Annotated in this window: 17 protein-coding genes and 1 riboswitch; of the genes, 13 read left to right on the top strand and 4 right to left on the bottom strand. The window is 47.0% G+C overall.

Features of this window, described 5'->3' with window-relative positions:
- Positions 1 to 24: 24 nt before the first annotated feature.
- On the top strand, positions 25 to 807 hold the full coding sequence (locus tag ASG85_RS11405; RefSeq protein WP_060646285.1) for an AraC family transcriptional regulator: 783 nt from the start codon (positions 25 to 27) through the stop codon (positions 805 to 807).
- Between the two features lie 7 nt (positions 808 to 814).
- Here the strand turns inward: ASG85_RS11405 and ASG85_RS11400 are convergent, their stop codons facing one another.
- Positions 815 to 1,546, bottom strand: a complete 732-nt coding sequence (locus tag ASG85_RS11400; protein ID WP_060646284.1) for a DUF3105 domain-containing protein — start codon at positions 1,544 to 1,546, stop codon at positions 815 to 817.
- 190 nt (positions 1,547 to 1,736) lie between these two features.
- Here ASG85_RS11400 and ASG85_RS11395 point away from each other — a divergent pair, with 190 nt between their 5' ends.
- The 4 genes from ASG85_RS11395 to ASG85_RS11380 all read left to right on the top strand — a co-directional run bounded on the left by ASG85_RS11395 (position 1,737) and on the right by ASG85_RS11380 (position 6,308).
- Entirely contained in the window at positions 1,737 to 3,182 is a 1,446-nt protein-coding gene (locus ASG85_RS11395; protein ID WP_063860259.1) for a methyl-accepting chemotaxis protein, read from the top strand.
- Between the two features lie 61 nt (positions 3,183 to 3,243).
- A riboswitch (TPP riboswitch) is annotated at positions 3,244 to 3,352 on the top strand.
- Between the two features lie 94 nt (positions 3,353 to 3,446).
- Positions 3,447 to 4,043, top strand: a complete 597-nt coding sequence (locus ASG85_RS11390; protein ID WP_057302570.1) for an ECF transporter S component — start codon at positions 3,447 to 3,449, stop codon at positions 4,041 to 4,043.
- 4 nt (positions 4,044 to 4,047) lie between these two features.
- Positions 4,048 to 5,523 carry an ABC transporter ATP-binding protein gene (locus tag ASG85_RS11385; RefSeq protein ID WP_060646282.1) on the top strand — a complete coding sequence of 492 codons (1,476 nt, stop codon included), beginning with the start codon at positions 4,048 to 4,050 and terminating at the stop codon, positions 5,521 to 5,523.
- On the top strand, positions 5,514 to 6,308 hold the full coding sequence (locus ASG85_RS11380; RefSeq protein WP_060646281.1) for an energy-coupling factor transporter transmembrane component T family protein: 795 nt from the start codon (positions 5,514 to 5,516) through the stop codon (positions 6,306 to 6,308). Before ASG85_RS11385 ends, ASG85_RS11380 begins: the two co-directional genes overlap by 10 nt.
- A gap of 60 nt (positions 6,309 to 6,368) precedes the next feature.
- Here the strand turns inward: ASG85_RS11380 and ASG85_RS11375 are convergent, their stop codons facing one another.
- Positions 6,369 to 6,770 (bottom strand): hypothetical protein, encoded by a 402-nt coding sequence (locus ASG85_RS11375; protein ID WP_060646280.1) that lies wholly within the window; start codon positions 6,768 to 6,770, stop codon positions 6,369 to 6,371.
- Between the two features lie 98 nt (positions 6,771 to 6,868).
- Positions 6,869 to 7,555 (bottom strand): ArsR/SmtB family transcription factor, encoded by a 687-nt coding sequence (locus ASG85_RS11370; protein WP_060646279.1) that lies wholly within the window; start codon positions 7,553 to 7,555, stop codon positions 6,869 to 6,871.
- A gap of 170 nt (positions 7,556 to 7,725) precedes the next feature.
- On the opposite strand from ASG85_RS11370, the gene ASG85_RS11365 reads away from it, so the two are divergent.
- The 7 genes from ASG85_RS11365 (at position 7,726) to ptsP (ending at position 14,530) form a co-directional block, all read left to right on the top strand.
- Positions 7,726 to 8,610: a DMT family transporter gene (locus ASG85_RS11365; protein WP_057302565.1), complete on the top strand. Its 885-nt coding sequence runs from the start codon at positions 7,726 to 7,728 to the stop codon at positions 8,608 to 8,610.
- A 210-nt stretch (positions 8,611 to 8,820) separates the two neighbouring features.
- Positions 8,821 to 9,606 carry a DeoR/GlpR family DNA-binding transcription regulator gene (locus tag ASG85_RS11360; protein WP_156389912.1) on the top strand — a complete coding sequence of 262 codons (786 nt, stop codon included), beginning with the start codon at positions 8,821 to 8,823 and terminating at the stop codon, positions 9,604 to 9,606.
- A complete protein-coding gene (gene pfkB, locus ASG85_RS11355; RefSeq protein WP_057302563.1) occupies positions 9,603 to 10,562 on the top strand; it encodes a 1-phosphofructokinase in 960 nt (319 codons plus the stop codon). Before ASG85_RS11360 ends, pfkB begins: the two co-directional genes overlap by 4 nt.
- Before the next feature lie 14 nt (positions 10,563 to 10,576).
- Positions 10,577 to 11,950 carry a PTS fructose transporter subunit IIC gene (locus ASG85_RS11350; protein WP_060646330.1) on the top strand — a complete coding sequence of 458 codons (1,374 nt, stop codon included), beginning with the start codon at positions 10,577 to 10,579 and terminating at the stop codon, positions 11,948 to 11,950.
- 72 nt (positions 11,951 to 12,022) lie between these two features.
- Entirely contained in the window at positions 12,023 to 12,475 is a 453-nt protein-coding gene (locus tag ASG85_RS11345; RefSeq protein ID WP_057302562.1) for a PTS sugar transporter subunit IIA, read from the top strand.
- Between the two features lie 15 nt (positions 12,476 to 12,490).
- On the top strand, positions 12,491 to 12,769 hold the full coding sequence (locus tag ASG85_RS11340) for an HPr family phosphocarrier protein (protein ID WP_057302561.1): 279 nt from the start codon (positions 12,491 to 12,493) through the stop codon (positions 12,767 to 12,769).
- 39 nt (positions 12,770 to 12,808) lie between these two features.
- On the top strand, positions 12,809 to 14,530 hold the full coding sequence (gene ptsP, locus ASG85_RS11335) for a phosphoenolpyruvate--protein phosphotransferase (protein WP_060646278.1): 1,722 nt from the start codon (positions 12,809 to 12,811) through the stop codon (positions 14,528 to 14,530).
- Positions 14,531 to 14,577: 47 nt separating this feature from the next.
- Here the strand turns inward: ptsP and ASG85_RS11330 are convergent, their stop codons facing one another.
- The gene (locus ASG85_RS11330; protein ID WP_060646277.1) at positions 14,578 to 16,188 is read right to left on the bottom strand and encodes an S-layer homology domain-containing protein; all 1,611 of its coding nucleotides are present in this window, start codon (positions 16,186 to 16,188) and stop codon (positions 14,578 to 14,580) included.
- A gap of 1,210 nt (positions 16,189 to 17,398) precedes the next feature.
- Here ASG85_RS11330 and ASG85_RS11315 point away from each other — a divergent pair.
- Positions 17,399 to 18,106 (top strand): FadR/GntR family transcriptional regulator, encoded by a 708-nt coding sequence (locus ASG85_RS11315; protein ID WP_060646274.1) that lies wholly within the window; start codon positions 17,399 to 17,401, stop codon positions 18,104 to 18,106.
- Positions 18,107 to 18,115: the final 9 nt, after the last annotated feature.

Raw genomic sequence — 18,115 nt, 5'->3', positions numbered from 1 at the left:
TATAGTATGTGGGAAGGTGCCATTATGCAGGTGATAACCTTTACGTATGACAAGAGCAGCAATTGGTACAAGGAAGAGCTGGAGGGATGTCCTGCTTGGACGCTCGTTCTCGTTACCTATGGCCGATGTGTGTATTGGATCAATGAGAAGAAGCAGGTAGTTGAGAAAGGGCAATGGCTGCTCATTCCGAGCAAAGTCCCCTTTTATGGAAGAAGTGTACCGACCCAGATCCATGAAAAGTACGTTGTTCAATTCACCGCTGATGCATCAGATGAACTGTTCCCACTTCTTCAGCTGCCGCATTATACTAGCCGATTAACGGGTAAATATGAGTTGATTGTCGAACGTTTGCGACTTATCCATCAGCAGTGGCAAGACAAGCAATCCTATTACCAAACGCTGTGTGAAGCGCTGCTCAAAGAGCTGTTTGTCTATCTCCATAGAGAGTGGGATCAAGATACGACAACGACCGCCACTGCACAGCTAGTGGAGCAGATGAAAGGCTACATTCAGAATCATTACCGCGAGCACGTGACCAAAGACGAGCTTGCCGCGTGCATAAGCCGATCTCCGAACTACACAGCGGCGCTTTTTCGCAAAGTGACAGGTCAAACGATCAGCGAGTTCGTCCATGCCACAAGGATCAAAACGGGCATTTACATGCTTAGACATTCTGCACTGTCAGTGACCGAGATCTCCGAGTTCATCGGGTACAATGACCCGTCTTATTTTTACCGTGTATTCAGGCGTCTAACCGGCCTAGTGCCGACAGATTTAGTATCCGACCGTGAAACAATTCGCAAGTAGTATTAACTTACATCGTACCGCCGCCGCGGCGTACTTCGGAAGGGATCTGTTCAGGGCCTTTATCAATGTTCTGATAGATGAACGTCCCCACACTTGCTTCGTCAAACTTTGTTAGCTGCATCGTTTTGGTCCATGCTGTTACAACGACCTCCTGATCGCTAGGTACATCTGGATTCGGTACAGCTAATACACCGGCGCCGGCTTTCTTGAAATGCGTCAAGTAGTCGAGGCGATCCAGCAATTCTTTAGGAGCATCAGGGTGGTAATGAATAATGATATCGCCATGCTCCAAATTATGAACAAGCATTTCATAGGAAGGTCTTTCCTTATAAAAGCCGAACTTTAAGTCATGCGGACTGTGTGTACCGGAGGTCGGGATTTTCATTTCATAGGATAGTGTACCCTCTGCATGCCCTCGTCCATAATCTTTATCTGTCACGACCTGAATAGGAGCATTAAAATTCAGTTTTTCTACACTGTATTTGCTGGAATTTTGCTGAATAAGCGAGGTTCCCACACAGCATATCGCGATAATAACAAGAGTGTGAGAGAGAAGCAGCCAGGTCTTTTGCTTTTTTTTCAAAACCTGTTTCTCCGCCTTTTTCAATCGACTAGAGTTCTGTTTGTGCGCTTTCGCGGCCAATACATAGCCAATAATCGATAAAACAAAAATAGCCAATCCTATGTAAAGCAAAATAGCCATAAAATCAGGTCCGTGCTGCATGGTTGAATGATCCATTATAAATGATCTCCTTTTAGAATAAATTTTTAATTACCAACACTACATATTGTAGTTTCACTATTAGCTAGAAGTCAATTTCTGCGTAATGATCTTGCTCTTTATCATTCCAAATAGAGGATTATTCAACCCTTTGTTGAATTATGTAATAAAATGTCATTTCATGTAGAATAAAAGGAGAGAAGTTCCAGTGTCAGAACAACGATTAGAACTACACAGAAGAAATGGATTAATGGTCAAATTGTTATGGGGATGCTTGGTGCTTGGAATTGCGGCAGCCTATCAATCGCCGAAATTGATCATGACTTTGCTCTCTTACGGAGCACCGATTGCACTTTTATGTACCATTTTAACTTGGAAAAAAATCTGGGTACCTTACACGATGTATGTCATTGCTGTTGGTTTTAACATCATTTCTTACTTTTTTATGGCCCATGACCCCGCACTGTCCAGTATTCTAATCTTGTTTCTCGGTTTGACCCTCGTTTCTTTGTATATGAACTTCCGACCGCTTTTGCTTAATGCCGTGATTGGACTTATCAATTTGAACTATTTTTGCTCCACATTACCCGGGGATTTCGGCCTAGTAACCATTAATGCTTTCTACTTGTTGACCATTTTAACCTTGGTAGGGCAAGGCCAAATTGGAACTAGAATGCTTGCTAATGTAGTGAAGAGCGTGAAAGAGTCTGAGGTGTCTCGTATAAAGTCAGAAGAAATTCTGACAGGCGTCCGTACAACAACAGAAGTGCTTGGAACATCCAGCAATACGCTTCAGGATAATGCGTCGGTTACGGGCAGAATTACCGAAGAAGTCGTGGCTGCTTTTCAAGAAATCTCGATTGGTATTGAGTCGCAAGCAACCAGCATCACGGATATTACAACCGCTATTCAGGAAGTAAATGAGACGGTTGAGAGGACCTCTTCCGCTTCGAACACGATGAGCAGCAGATCCCGAGATACGGCGCGGATGACGAATGAAGGCAAGAATCAGATGGAAGATTTGTCACTCAAAATCAATGATATTACGGTTATCGTGACCGAAACGTCAGAAATTATGAATGCAGTCAATGAAGAAAATGTGAAAATCGGAAATATCGTTACAACGATTGCCGACATAGCGAATCAAACGAATCTCTTGTCGTTAAATGCTTCCATCGAGGCTGCCCGCGCAGGCGAGCATGGCAAAGGCTTCTCCGTTGTTGCGAACGAAATTCGTAAGCTGGCGCAGAATGCGCACGTCGCTTCCACAGACATCTCGGAAATTCTAGGCTCTATTCAAGATAAAGTAGAGACAGCTGTAGAGAAGGTTGCCGTCGGCATTACCGCCGTAGAGTCTGGTAAGAAATCAGCGGAGAGCGTCGATCAGCTGTTCGAAGTCATCAACAGCAATACGGCTGAAGTCATGGAACAAGCGGAGAACCTGCAGCGCATGAATGCTCAATTGCTAACATCGTCACAAAGAGTCGCTGAGGAAATGACGTCCGTTGCGGCGATTACTGAGCAATCCGCAGCTTCCGTGCAAGAAGTGCTTGCTAGTGCTGAAGTGCAGCAAAGGCGTGTTGAAGATATCGTAGACAGTATTCGCCAGCTGAACGGATTGACGCATGATCTGCAGCATTTGATTGAGAAATAGAGCGAATGTCCCAAAAAAAGGATTGCCAAAAAGTTGGGAATCCGCTACAGTTAAGCCAAATGAATAGCAACACGGGTGCTTGATGAAGTCAGGCTGAGATAGTGGCCCTATGCCACTGACCGTTAATCTGATCTGGGTAATGCCAGCGTAGAGAATGAAGTGCCTTTCCGCACTAATTTTATGCCTGCCGCTACCCGGTGGGCTTTTTTTTCGTGTTCGCCTATCCATTTTACATATCTATATGAAAAGGAGTCGAACAAACAGATGGCACAAAAAGAAACAGCAGCAAAGGGTTTGAAATTGACTGATATCTTGATCACTATAGTGATCGCAGCGGTGTTTGGTGTGATTTATCGCGTATGGGGGCCAATGTACGATATTTTGAAACCATTCGGTCTTCACGCAGAGCAGTTGAGCTATGGCATGTGGTTTATGGCTGCGACCTTCGCATTTCTGGTTATTCGCAAACCCGGCGTTGCGTTATTGGCTGAGGTAGCGGCGGCGACGATAGAGGCGCTTTTTGGCGGCTCATGGGGTGTCTCGACACTTGTCTATGGGTTGCTGCAAGGGCTTGGTGCTGAACTCGTTTTTGCTCTTTTCCTTTACCGCCGTGCAAATGTGGGCGTGACAATCCTAGCGTCCTTCGCATCCGCAGCTTTATCCTTACTCGTGGATAATTACTATGGCTATATTGATCAACTCACATTCTGGAACTACTGTCTGTTTATTGGACTTCGTCTCTTGGGCAGCGCTTTGATCGCCGGCGTATTCGCATACTACTTAGCGGGTGCACTGGCCCGTACCGGTGTGCTCAGCCTAGTTCGTCCTGTTTCGAAGAAAGATTACGACGCATTGGGGTAACGTGATGAGCGAAGGAATGAGCGTGACGAATCTAAGGTTAAAATATCCCGGAGAAGACGCCCCCCTGTTATTTCAGGGGGTTTCCTTTTCGATAGAACCTGGAGAGAAGGTCCTGCTTCTGGGGCCGAGCGGCTGCGGCAAATCAACCCTGCTTCAAGTGTTAAGCGGTATTGTGCCCGACATTGTAGAGATTCCGCTGAAGGCAGATGGCATTCACACTCCAAGCCGCTCAGGCTATGTCTTTCAAGATCCGGAGACACAGTTCTGCATGCCGTATGTAGATGAGGAAATTGCTTTCGTCTTGGAAAATTTACAAGTCCCTCGTGAGGAGATGCCTGCTCGTATCGCGTATTATCTGGAGTTGGTGGGGCTTGAACTAGAAGACACCCATACTTTGGTTGGGAATCTGTCGCAAGGGATGAAACAGCGGCTGGCTATTGCGAGTGTGCTCGCCCTAGAGCCGGAAGTGCTGTTCCTAGACGAGCCTACGGCGCTTCTAGATGAAGAAGGCACTGAGCAGGTATGGGAAACGATTCGAAGGATTAGTGCTGAGAAGACACTGGTTATCGTGGAGCATAAAATAAGCGGCATCCTAGGATTCATCAACCGCTTGATCGTTATGTCACCAGATGGAGGACTGCTAGCAGATGGCACGCCTCAAGAGGTGTTCGAAGCTTATAAACAGCAAATGATTGACTATGGGATCTGGTACCCTGGTGTTTGGGACGATAAGGAGATGGAGTTAAAAACAACCTCCATCATTCAGACTTCGGCGCCGGTCATGACCTTTCGCGATTTTGTAGGGTTACGCGGAGGGCAGATCAAGACCTCTGTGGATAACTTGAACGTCTATCCTGGCGACTGGATTACCGTTGTCGGTGCCAATGGCGCAGGCAAAAGCTCGCTGCTGTTAGCGATCATGCGGCTCATCCCAACCCGCGGCAGCTGCTGGATCGAGGGGGTTAAGGGCAGTAAAGTCGAGCAGCTTGCGGAGCAAGTCGGCTTTGTGTTCCAGAACCCCGAATTCCAATTCGTCACGAATTCGGTGGAGGAAGAACTGGCCTACTCCTTGCTGGAGACGGATCAGGGGCGGGATGTGCAGTGGGCGGCTATAGAGCTGCTGCTTAGGGAATACGACCTGCTCGCGCTGCGCAAGAGGCATCCGTTCCAGCTGTCGATGGGCCAGAAGAGGCGCTTAAGCGTGGCGTCCGCGATGGTACGCGGCCCCCGCATTCTGCTGCTGGATGAGCCCACCTTCGGGCTTGATGCCCGTGGTACCCTCCGCATCTTGCAGCAGCTGGAGCAGCTGCGGGCGAGCGGAACTGTGATTGTGATGGTCACGCACGATCTGGAGATTGTGAAACGCTGCGCCACTCGCGTTTGGCAGGTTGAAGATGGGCATGTGAAGGAGTTGCCGGCTGGGAAGCTGCCGGCCTCCGCTGCACATGCTGCAGAAGGAGCTGCGATGCTATGCAACTAACATTCGCGTATCGTGAAACCTGGCTGCACCGGGTGAATCCGGGTGTGAAGCTGATCCTGTCCATCCTTCTGTTTATTGTTGTCGTGTTCACGCATAATTTGAATGCGATGATGTATTTGACCTTGGGCGCTCTGATGCCGCTCTTCTTGTTCTCAGGCCATCCGATGAAGCGGCTGCTGTTGTATGCCTCACCGTTCTTGCTAATCTTCCTATCCTCTTCCACGGGGATGATGATGTTCGGCAGCGGAGATACGCTTTGGTACCAGCTGGGCTTCATCCGTATCACCGAAGAAAGCTTCTATCGCGGGATCCATCTGGGCTTTCGGGGCCTTCAGGTTGCTGCGGTCGGGCTGCTGTTTAGCTTAACCACACGGCCCGTTGCACTATTTTATGCTATGATGCAGCAGTGGAAGGTAGCGCCGAAATACGCCTACAGCTTCCTCGCCGCGCTGCGAATGCTTCCGCTCATGCTCGAAGAATTCCAAACCCTTCGCTATGCGCTGAAGGTGCGGGGCAAGAAGAAGCGTAATCCTATCACCGGATGGTATACGACACTGCGAATGTATGCCATTCCACTGCTTGCCCAGAGCATACGCCGCGCCCACCGGACAGCTGTGGCCATGGAAGCGAAGCGTTTTTCCGCGCAAAAAAAACGGACTTATTATTATGTATCTTCCTATTCGATGCTAGATGTTTATTATATCTTTTATTGGATTGTGCTCGTCATTCTAGCTTATTGGCTGGGGAAAATATGGCCATTGTTGAACGCAGCGGACGTCCGTTAAGAACTATGAAGAGCAATCCAAGCCAACGAACATATTGGTTTCGATTGCTCTTTGTTTTTGTCATTTACCCCATTTAAGGGACAATACCACTTCACAGCACTGTTTCTCGGGGACGCGAGGATCGATAGTGAAATGAACAACGCTTGGTGTAAATTTAGTCAGTATGATGGACTCAATGCCGAAAGTGTGAACAATCCGATCCACTTCCTTCTGATTGCCATTCTGGGCATTGCTCATCAATTGGCCGGCTATAGCTGGGTCTTCCAGCTTTTGAATTAAGAGAGAGGCGTCTCGTAGGAGGGTCTGAGAGGTTGCAACCGAATGCGAGAGTACCTTCGTATCGACTGGAGGAAAATCACGATGCCAAGCCCAGTAAGCAGGATAGTAAGCAGCAGGAATAGGGTAACGATTATAGGGTGAGTAGGGGGATGTGTATGTGTAATAGGAAGGAGGATAATTCATGAATAATCTCCTTTAGATTTTTTTGCCAGATATACGCTACACCAATATATGTGAACGGGGGCTGTTGTGGTTCCTGAAATTTATGTATTCGTTAGGAGTCACAGATCAACACCGAATTCATCGCGAAGCCCTTGCAGACCTTCAGGAGTGATGCGCACAGCCCGACTATCGGCCAGCCGTTCAATCCAGCGAAGTTCGAATAGCCGGCGTGTGAGAGCAGCGCCAAGCGTACCCGAGATATGATGACGGCGCTCGCTCCAGTCGAGGCATTGCCGTGCATAATGGCGCCTGCGTTTACGGTCTTCCTCGACCTCGACGCCGAAGCGTTCCAGTCGCTGCTTACCCGCAGGGCTGAGGATGAAATCCTTGCCTGCCTCCTGCAGCAGGCCTAATTCAAGAAGCCGGTCCGTCAGGGCTACGCCAATCTGGCCGGCTATATGATCATAGCAGGTGCGCGCATAACGCAGCGCCCTTAGTTGATCTGATTCGCGCAGCGAGCGAATCGGCTTCGGGGAGGCGATCGCTTGCAGCGCCTCCAGGGCATAGGCCACCTCGGCGTTAGCCAGCCGGTAATACTTGTGCCGTCCATACGACTCATGGACGAGCAGTCCGCCTTCCACCATCTTCGATAGGTGGGAGCTTGCTGTCTGAGGCGTTATGCGCGCGAATCGTGCTAGTTCGCTGGCGGGTAGCGATTTGCCGCCGAGAAGATTCAGCAGAATCGTGATACGTGATGGTTCGCCTATCAGCGAAGCCACTTCCACAATATTTGGATTCGTACACATCCATATCAGCCTCCGTTTCATACAATCATAATTCGATACAGAACGAAATCAATTCAGTTTATAATATATATACAAAGATAAGTATTACAGTCATACTTCGATAATAAACGAAATTTCAGTGTGAAGACAACAATCATCCTGAACGTGTATGCAATCTATGGGAGGATAATATGAATCGCTATTTATTTGGATTAATGGTTGTTGTCACAACATCACTGATGGGATCTTCATTCGCTGTCGGTAAAATGGGTTTGGCCTATTTCTCACCTCTTTTGTTGGTAGGCTGCCGCTTTACGCTGGCAGGACTAATTATGGCTCTGTTTGTGAGAAAAAGACCGCGTCCAGGTGATCTTCGAGACTGGAGCAGAATCATGAGCGTGGGGCTCTTCCAAACAGCCGGCGTCATGGGTTGCATTTTTCTAAGCTTACGCACGATTACCGCTGGGGAGTCTTCGATTCTGACTTTCACCAATCCACTGCTTGTCATCGTGCTGGGAACGCTGTTTCTAGGCGCAAAATACCGAATATCCCAATGGATGGGTGTCATGATCGGTTGTGCTGGTGTGTTTATCACGCTTGGTGTTCACATGCAGTTGCAAACGGGTACGCTGCTTGGGATGGGCTCTGCGATTTCGTGGGCTATCTCCACACTGCTCGTTAAGAAATGGGGAGCCAGTTTCGATGTGTGGGTCCTAACCGCTTACCAAATGCTGTTCGGTGGTCTCCTTCTCCTTGTTATGAGTGTGATCATAGAAACTCCGAAGCTAATCCTAGGCGTATCCGCCGTGTTGATTCTATTGTGGCTTGCAATCATGGCTTCTATCGTGCAATTCGCTTCATGGTTCTTCTTATTGAAACAAGGGGATCCTGGTAAAACGAGCGCTTTCTTATTTCTCGCCCCGTTCTTTGGGGTTGTATCAGGGTGGCTGCTGCTTGGTGAAGTCATAGAATGGTTCGTGTATGTAGGGGGATCACTCATCCTTATCGGTATTTTTTTCGTGAATTGGACGTTTTCATCCCGAACTCGGAGAAAAGCGAAAGTGACCTCATCATAGCAGCTTCTAAAAACCCACCCTTTTGAGGGTGGGTTTTTCATTCGCGGCAGCTTATTATGTTGTAATCAAATATGACTAATATGAAAGAAATTACCTCTGGAAAGCGCTTTACAAATAAATATCGATCACATATAATCATAAATGAGAGTAAATAATCAAATGCATGACCGTATATGCGCAAATATATGAAATGGAATAGGGGGGGTCGTGATGCTGTTTGAGGAAGAACGTCAGCAGAAGATCGCCGATTATGTTCAAGTGAAAGAGCGTGCGTCCGTTCAAGAGCTGGCTCAGCATTTTCAGGTGTCTGAATCAACGGTCCGCAGAGATCTGAAGATCCTTGAGGAAGAAGGCAAGCTTCGCCGTACGCATGGAGGAGCTGTAGCTTTTGTCAGTGACAATTCTGAGCCTACTTTTGTGGAAAAAGAAGATCGCTATCGTTTACAAAAGGAGCTGATAGCCAAAGAAGCCGCTTCTATGGTTCGAGAAGGCGATTCCATCATACTCGATTCGGGAACTACAACGTATTATTTGGCTAAAGAATTGAAAACATTCAAAAAGCTTACGGTAGTAACCAATTCCGTTGCGGTAGCTCAAGAATTGTCTGCCAATACAGGAATCGATTTGATTCTCACGGGCGGCACCTTGCGTCATGAAACGTTGGCGATGGTAGGTCCGTTAGCTGAGAAGGCGCTGGAAACTGTGCATGTTGATAAAGCCTTCGTGGCTATCAATGGTCTGGATCCTGTCATTGGATTGACAACACCGAATATGTTGGAGGCTTCCACCAAACGGGCTTTCTTCCGTTCAACCAAGCAAGTGATTTTACTCATGGATCACAGCAAATACGGAAGAGTATCTTTTGCTAAGGTTGCGGCATTATCCGAGATTGACCAGCTGTTGACGGATGACGGTATATCGGACAATGCACTGAAAGAGCTTGATACTGCTGGGGTTACCGTTACCGTCGTACAGACAGGTGGGAGGAAGTCATGAAGCTGCCTGTCTTAACGATTACATTGAATCCGGCCTTAGATAAAACGGTAACGGTAGAAGATTTTGTTCTTGGCGGGTTGAACCGGATTAAAGAATGGCGAATGGATGCTGGAGGAAAGGGCATCAATGTTGCCAAAGTGCTGAAGAATTTTTCCGTTGATGTGACGGCTTGGGGCCTGTGTGCAGGGCGCCAGGGGAATGTGCTGACGGATACACTTTCGAGTCTAGGCATCCCGAATTGGTTTGTTCAGGCCAAGGGTGAAACGAGAACGAACCTGAAGCTGTATGTGGAACATACCCGGGAAACAACGGAGTTGAATGAGCCAGGTTTTACGGTAGACGAAGACGTGTTAAGTCAATTTCTTGATCGTTTCAGAAACGATGTTAGTCACGTTGCGTTAGTTGTCCTGGGGGGCAGTTTGCCAAAGGGAATACCGAGTGATTTCTATAAGACACTTATCCAAATTGCCAATGAGGCAGGTGTACGGACCGTATTGGATGCGGATGGTGAGTCTTTCGTGCATGGTATTGAGGCTGTTCCCTACGCGATCAAACCGAACATTCATGAGCTGGAGTCGTTCTTCGGAGAGTCCTTCCGGACAGATGAAGAGATTATCGATGCGGCAAGAAGATTAATCGTTAAAGGAATTGCTTACGTGGCTGTTTCTTTAGGTGGAGAGGGATCGATTCTTGTAACGGAGACGGAGGCCATTCGCGCCAAACCTGCTCCAATTACTCCCCTAAGTACAGTGGGGGCTGGGGACTCCATGGTAGCCGCGCTCATTTATTGCATGCTGCATGGCATGTCGCTGGAAGAAGCTGCGAGGTGGAGCTCAGCTGCAGGAACCGTAACGGCTTTGAAGCCAGGAACACAAGTTTGTACGCTTGCTGAAGTGGAAGAAAAACTGGGTAGTGTGAACATATGGTCTATTCCAAAAACAACAAATTCGAATTGAAGGCGGGGGCGTCTATGAAAAAGATTCTTGCTGTTACTGCTTGTCCAACCGGTGTTGCCCATACGTACATGGCTGCTGAATCCTTAGCAAAAGCAGCTAGAGAAAAGGGTATTTCGATTAAAGTAGAAACCAGAGGAGCTGTCGGTGTAGAAAACGAGTTTACTGAGCAGGAGATTGCTGAGGCACATGCCATTATTGTAGCTGCGGACACGGATGTATTAGAATCCCGTTTCGCTGGAAAGCCGGTTGTTAAAGTCCCTGTGGCGCAGGCGATCAAAAATCCGGTAGGCCTTCTCGATGAAGCGTTGAACAAAGAAGCAGCCTCTGCGGGTGATTATCTGAAGCAAGTAGAGCAGTCGAAATCACAGCGCAGCGCTTCACGAACCGGAGCCTATAAGCATCTGATGACAGGTGTTTCAAACATGCTTCCTTTGGTTGTCGCTGGCGGATTGCTAATTGCACTTTCTTTTATTTTTGGAATTGAGGCTTTTAAAGAACAGGGTACATTTGCCGCAGCTTTAATGGACATTGGCGGCGGAGCAGCTTTTGCTTTAATGGTACCGATCTTGGCAGGATTCATCGCCTTCTCCATTGCGGAAAAGCCGGGCTTGGCGCCAGGTCTTGTTGGCGGGATGCTCGCTTCAAAAATGGGAGCAGGTTTCCTTGGCGGAATCATCGCCGGATTTCTTGCGGGTTATGTCGCGAAATTGTTGAAAGATTATATCAAGATGCCTAAGAATTTTGAAGGCTTGAAACCTATTCTAATTATTCCTTTACTAGCTACCGGAATTACTGGACTTTTAATGATATATGTCATTGGAGAACCTGTAAAAGCAATTATGGATGGTTTAACGGTATGGCTCAAATCGCTCGGATCCACGAATGCCGTATTGCTCGGTCTTCTACTTGGAGCGATGATGGCATTTGATATGGGCGGCCCTGTGAATAAAGCGGCTTATACGTTCGCTGTAGGGTTATTGGCCAGCAGTGTATATGGTCCAATGGCAGCAGTAATGGCTGCTGGTATGACACCTCCGCTTGGTTTGTGGCTGGCAACGATATTAGCTCCGAAGAAATTTACGAAGGAGGAGCGGGATGCCGGTAAAGCGGCTTCTGTTCTGGGAATTTCATTTATCACGGAAGGTGCCATTCCGTTTGCCGCAGGCGATCCGTTCCGCGTGATCCCTTCGATCATGGTCGGCTCCGCTTTAACAGGCGCTCTATCCATGCTGTTCGGTGCTACTTTGCGCGCGCCTCATGGAGGGATTTTCGTCCTGCCGATCCCGAATGCCGTCAGCCACCTGGGTATGTATGCTCTTGCTATCGTAGCAGGGACTGTTGTTACAGCCATCATGCTGAATATATTGAAGAAGCCTGTAAAAGACTAAAATTTTACACCAATTAAAACTAATCACGCAGGGGGAATCTCTTCCCCCTTTACATTTAGGGAGGATACGAATATGAATATTCAAGAACTACTGAATGAACAAAGCATTTTGATTCCATTGGAAGCAACAAGCAAAGAAGAATGTATGCAATCCATGATCGACGGACTTGCAGCCGCTGGCTGTATTTCGGATAAAGCAGCATATCTGGAGGCGGTTTTGAAGCGGGAAGAAACGGGCTCAACTGGTATTGGTTTTGGGGTGGCTATTCCTCACGGGAAGTCGAACGGAGTCAGCAAGCCGGGCGTTGCTTTTGCCAAGTTGACACAGCCTCTTGATTGGAAATCTCTAGATGAACAGCCTGTTCGCATCGTCTTCATGATTGCTGTGCCGGAGGCTGCTGCTGGCAATGAGCATCTGCAAATTTTGATCGCGCTCTCCCGTAAGCTGATTAACGAGGAGTTCCGTGAAAGCTTATTGAAAGTAACTGATGCGCAGCAATTGATAACGATTCTACAAACCATCTAAGAGGAGAAGACAACCATGATTTCAAAAGAACTTACGATCCGGAACGATTCCGGCTTTCATATTCGCCCTGCCCAACTGTTTACGGAAAAGGCGGCATCTTTTCAATCAACTGTAAAGCTGGAATATTACAATGAGCCTAATAACGCGATCATTGACGGGAAAAGTATTCTTGGTCTTATGACGCTTGGGTTGGAGAAGGGTTCGGTCATTACCCTGACAACAGAAGGACCGGATGAACAAGCGGCGCTGGATGCTTTGGCTGAATTGGTGGAAAGCGGCTTTGGAGAAGTATAAGAACTGCTTATAGCAGCTTGAGGGATAGGAGATGCTAGCATGACGGAGAGAGTATTGCAAGGTCTCGGGGTATCTGCCGGCATTCGCACTGGTAAAGCATTCGTGTACGCTCCAGTGCGGCTAACGGACGTAGAGAAAAAGAAAACGCAAGATACCGATACCGAGGTTGAACGGCTTCGCAAAGCCAAAACAGCGTGCGAGGCTGAACTGCAAGTTCTGATTGAAAAGGCGCAGCGTACACTTGGGGAAGAAAAGGCTGTGATTCTGAAAGGGCAGATCAGCTTTTTGCAAGATCCAACCTTTTATCCACCTATGGAGAAATTAATTGTAAGCGAGCAGTGGACAGCGGAAAGCGCGATATATCAAGTGGTTACGCAGATTGCTGCTCTGTTCGAAAGCATGAAGAATGAATATATGCGGGAGCGCGCGGCGGATGTCCGGGATGTAGGAAACAGGATGTTTGCTCAGCTATGTGAACGCAAAGGAACACAGCTTTCCGATATCGGGGAGCCTGTCATTCTTGTAGCGGATGATTTGACACCTTCTGATACGGTTCAGTTGGACAAAAATTTGGTGCTCGGGTTTGTCACCCGTATTGGCGGCAAAACTTCCCACACGGCTATTTTGGCCAATTCTTTAGGGATTGCAGCGATCCTTGGGTTGGGGGATGGGATAGATCAGATTCAGCATGGAGATGAGCTTCTCATTGATGGCTCGACTGGAAACTGTATCTTAAATCCAACAGCGTCAACCAAAGAATCTTTTCATGTTCTTATGCTGCGTGATGAAGCTGAGAAGGCCGAGCTGCTGGCTTATGTGGAACGGGATGCTGTTACGAAGGACGGCTTCCGTGTGGAACTGGCAGCAAACATCGGTACGGTGGAAGAATCGGTAAGCCTGCTGAGCCAAGGGGCTGAAGCAGTAGGACTGTATCGTACAGAGTTTTTATTTATGGGACAATCTCAGATGCCTGACGAGGAAACCCAATATAAGGCTTACCGGCAGGTAGCAGAAGCAATGAAGGGACGTCCTGTTGTTATTCGTACGCTCGATATTGGCGGCGATAAGGAGCTTCCTTATCTGGATTTGCCGAAGGAGATGAATCCCTTTCTTGGTTACCGAGCCATTCGACTTTGTCTAGACCGTAAGGAATTGCTTATAACCCAGCTTCGTGCGATTTTGCGAGCGGGGGTTCACGGTGATGTGAAAATCATGTTTCCGATGATTTCGGGCATGGAAGAATGGCGTCAGGCGAAAGAAATCTATGAGCTGGTGCGTGAGCAGCTGGGCCAAGAAGGAGTCCCTTATGCGGATTCTGTAGAATTGGGAATTATGATTGAAATTCCGTCAGCAGCATTGCTCGCTTCCAGATTTGCCAAGGAAGTAGACTTCTTCAGCATCGGGACGAACGATCTTGTGCAGTACACGGTTGCTGTCGATCGTATGAATGAGAAGGTAGCTTATTTATACGATTATTTCCATCCGGCCGTCATTCGACTGATCAAGACGGTCATCGATGCTTCTAATGCTGTAGGCAAATGGAGTGGAATGTGCGGCAGCATGGCAGGTGACCCGATTGCAGCACCGCTTTTGCTCGGCTTAGGTCTGCATGAATGGAGTATGGCGGCTTCATCGCTTTCCAAGGTGAAGAAAGTGATTACGGATTTGAACCGCAGCGATTGCGAGTCGTTAGTTGAAAGGATTTTGGAGATGGACACGGCGGCCGAGGTTAGAGAGGCATTGCTGGCGTTTAAGCCATAATTTAGAAAAACCGTCAGGGTGTCCCTGACGGTTTTTCTTTGATTTTATTAGTGCTTAAGTGTCACGTAGCTTGTTGTTTTTTCACCAGTTGGAGTTACTGCGGTTAATTCGAAGGAAGTCACATTGTCAGTCACTTTAACGTTTCCAGCCGCGTCAACCTCTACGGTTCCTACAGGTGTGCCGGCAGTTCCCTTAATATCATTCGTGATGAAAAGGGTGCCTAGTGCGAAATTATAGCCTTTAATGTCCGCACTTGTATACTTAATACCGTAGTTATCTGTGATGGAAAGATCCATTTCCGTATAAGCATTGAAGGTATAAACGCTGCCTGTTACCGTCTTCTCAATGGAAGTTTGTCCTGCTTTTATTTCCTTGGCAGTGATCGCGTCGCTTTTAACCGTAACAGTTACGTGTAATTGCTTAGCGTCGCCATTTCCAATTTGGACAATGACACTGATGTCTGCTGTTCCAGGTTTGTTGCCCAGAACATAAGCGTGATGGTCTGAGGTAAGACCGACTTTAGCTATGCTAGAATCAGAGGAATGAACAGATTGAACAACCCCAGGGATCGCAATGGGATCGCCACTAGCTGATGTCACTTTAATTTCAATTTCTTTAGCTAATTTACTTTTAGTTGGATCTTCAGCAGTTGCTTTGTCAACGAGATCATTCAATCCTGTTGCCGCATCTGTTAGACCGCTATCGAGCACACTAGCTATTGTATAGGTGCCGTTAATTGAAACGTTCCCTGTGCTAGGAGCTGTAACGCTAAAGCTGCCAGTTGTTGTTTGGACAGTGGAAGCGTCGAGTCCGCCAAGCGTAACCGTGTAATCACCTGCAGCAAGCGCTACGTTGGCTGTTAATGTTGCCGATTGGCTATCACTAGCCCATTCTGTTATCGTAAAGACAACCGTTGAACCATTTTTCAAAGTGAGCGTTGCTTTGCTAGCATCTACCTTTTTATTGAAAGTAACTTGAACCTTCTTATTGTCGGAAGAAGAGGCTTGCGTTTTTGTAATCGAAATGAGTGTTTGATTCCCGAAAGCTTGCTGAGCTGTATAGGAGCTTAGAACAAGGTCAGCGCGGTTGGCAGCCTGGTCGCCAGATTTGCTAGTAGGGTGAATACCAAGTTCTGTTGCTTGTTTCACAGCGTCTGTGTACCAAGGTGAACCTGTCATGGAAATCTTTTTGCCTAAGCCTTTAAGTAGGACAGTATCCAGTTGAGCTGTCGTTACTGAATCGCCGGGCATGAAAGTGGTGTCGGTAACACCGTCTATGAGGCCTGCTTTTTTGGCGGCTTCAATATAAGGGATAGCCCAGCCATTTGCTGCATCGTTGGCATTAACATCGGAGAAACTGGACACCTTAACGGTTGGGTCAACAGTGATGTTGTAGATCAATGTGGCTACTTTGGCAAATTGAGCACGAGTCATATTTTGCGTAATGCCAAATGTGCTGTCTGAGACGCCTTCGAAAATACCAGCTGCAATCATCGCATCAATCTTAGCTTTAAGCGCGGCATCACTGCCGGCCAAATCTGTGAAATCAGCGCTTGTTTTGGCTGCAGCAGCGGAAGCTGGAAGAGAAAGTGAAGCTGAAGTGAATAAGGAGAAAGCCATTGCGGCCGTCGCGATCATCGTGAGTTTCGTGGATTTCATAGTACCTCCCAAGGGTTAATTATTTTATTTGAATCTAGCAAACTATCGTTCATCTTCTGTTGCTATAACTATACCTTGCATGATGGAGTACGTCATTGTCAAATTCTTGGCAGTCTCGGTAGGGGAGTGCTAAGGGGGTTTGGTTGATTGGAGTGAGAATGATAAGTCGATTGAAGAATGAGAATGATAAGTGAGATTGAAGAATGAGAATGATAAATAAGAATGATAAATAAAATTAGAATGATAGATGAAAATGATAATGAAATGAAGACTGAGAATGATAGATGAAAATGAAAAATGAGAATGATAAATGAAGAAGCTTGGATGATGTGCAATGCGCATAAGGAACACCCAAAACACTAAAGGTAACTTCGATGGTTTTCACACGCTAAAAAGACACATATGTCTCATACATATAGGTGAAAAAGGGGCTTCCGAATTTTTATTTCGAAGACAAGTTGTACAACGTACAACAATTTCCTTCATTTCTTCTGGGCAAGTTAAGGATTGTTGTATGTCGTACAACAATTTATTCGATTTAGAGGCAATAGAGCTACTTTTGGCTGGAATTGTTGTATTTTTTGCAACAATTACGTGGAAAACGCGGATTAGCTTGCATAATGTTGTACAAAGTACAACATTAGCATGTGGACGAGCAAGCGAATGAGTACCTTGACCGTGGCTTTCTTTGATGCGCGGATAATTGCTGATGTTTTTGTTTTCTGCTTTTGGATGAAAGGAGGGAATTTCGAAGACAAGTTGTACAACGTACAACAATTTCCTTCATTTCCTTCTGGGCAAGCTAAGGACTGTTGTATGTCGTACAACAATTTAACCGATTTAGAGGCAATAGAGCTACTTTTGGCTGGAATTGTTGTATTTTTTGCAACAATTATGTGGAAAAGGCAGATTTTCTTGCATAATCTTGCATAAAATACAACATTAGAATGGATGAGTAAGCGCGTACGTAAACACATACGCCGTGTGAGTAACTTGCTTTAAAATAAACTATACGCCATAGACGCAACCTTCTACGCAGCAACCTTTACAATACCTCGCACAAGAGCAACATAAGCCGTGTTTTCAGTCGATTTAAGGCACTCATATAAGGAAGGAGGCAACCGTGATCTTTGTACGGAGCCCCATTGTAAAAAATAGGATGAAAATCCAAGCTCACCTATGCTATACTCAACAAACAGGAGATGATCTGATGAATTCCAAAATGTCATTCCAGCCGCTAAATCGCCCTAAATTGGTTGACGATGTTGTTAATCAATTACAAAAGAAAATATCGGAAGGCGAAATGAAGCCGGGCGACAAGATTCCAACGGAACCCGAGCTGATGCAGCAATTCGGTGTCGGACGTTCGACGATCCGTGAAGCGGTCAGAGTGCTTGTTCATGCGGGTCTGCTCGAAAAGAAGCAGGGCTTCGGCACTTTTTTGACGGCTAACACCGGTGTGCAGGAACCGCTTGATCATAGGCTTCGCAGAGCCGAGATTCTGGAGGTCTATGAGGTAAGAAGGATGCTCGAGCTGGAAATCGCCCGATTAGCCGCGGAGCGCCGCGATGATCATGATCTTGAGCAGATGCGCAGCGCACTGGATCAACGGTCGGAAGCGCTGGAGAAAGGCGATACGAGCACCTATCTGAACTCTGATGTAAAGTTCCATCTGTCCATAGCTATCGCCAGCAAGAACAGCGTTGCCATCGACCTGTACCGGACTTTCTCAACCGTTCTCCTCGAAACGTCATACAAATTGGTGAGTGTCGAGAGTCCACATGATTCCCACAATCTCCAGCATGAAAATATGTATCAGGCGATTAAAGACAAGGATGTATCGGCTGCCGAGTACTGGACCAAGCAAAATCTAGATGATACGGTCAGCCAGCTTAAAAAGTATGTTAACCAGGAGTAGCTTTATTCT

It is taken from the genome of Paenibacillus sp. Soil724D2, assembly GCF_001427935.1.
Lineage (GTDB): Bacteria > Bacillota > Bacilli > Paenibacillales > NBRC-103111 > Paenibacillus_E.
Note: the sequence above shows the minus strand (reverse complement) of the source record. Positions and strands in the feature narration are given on the sequence as shown.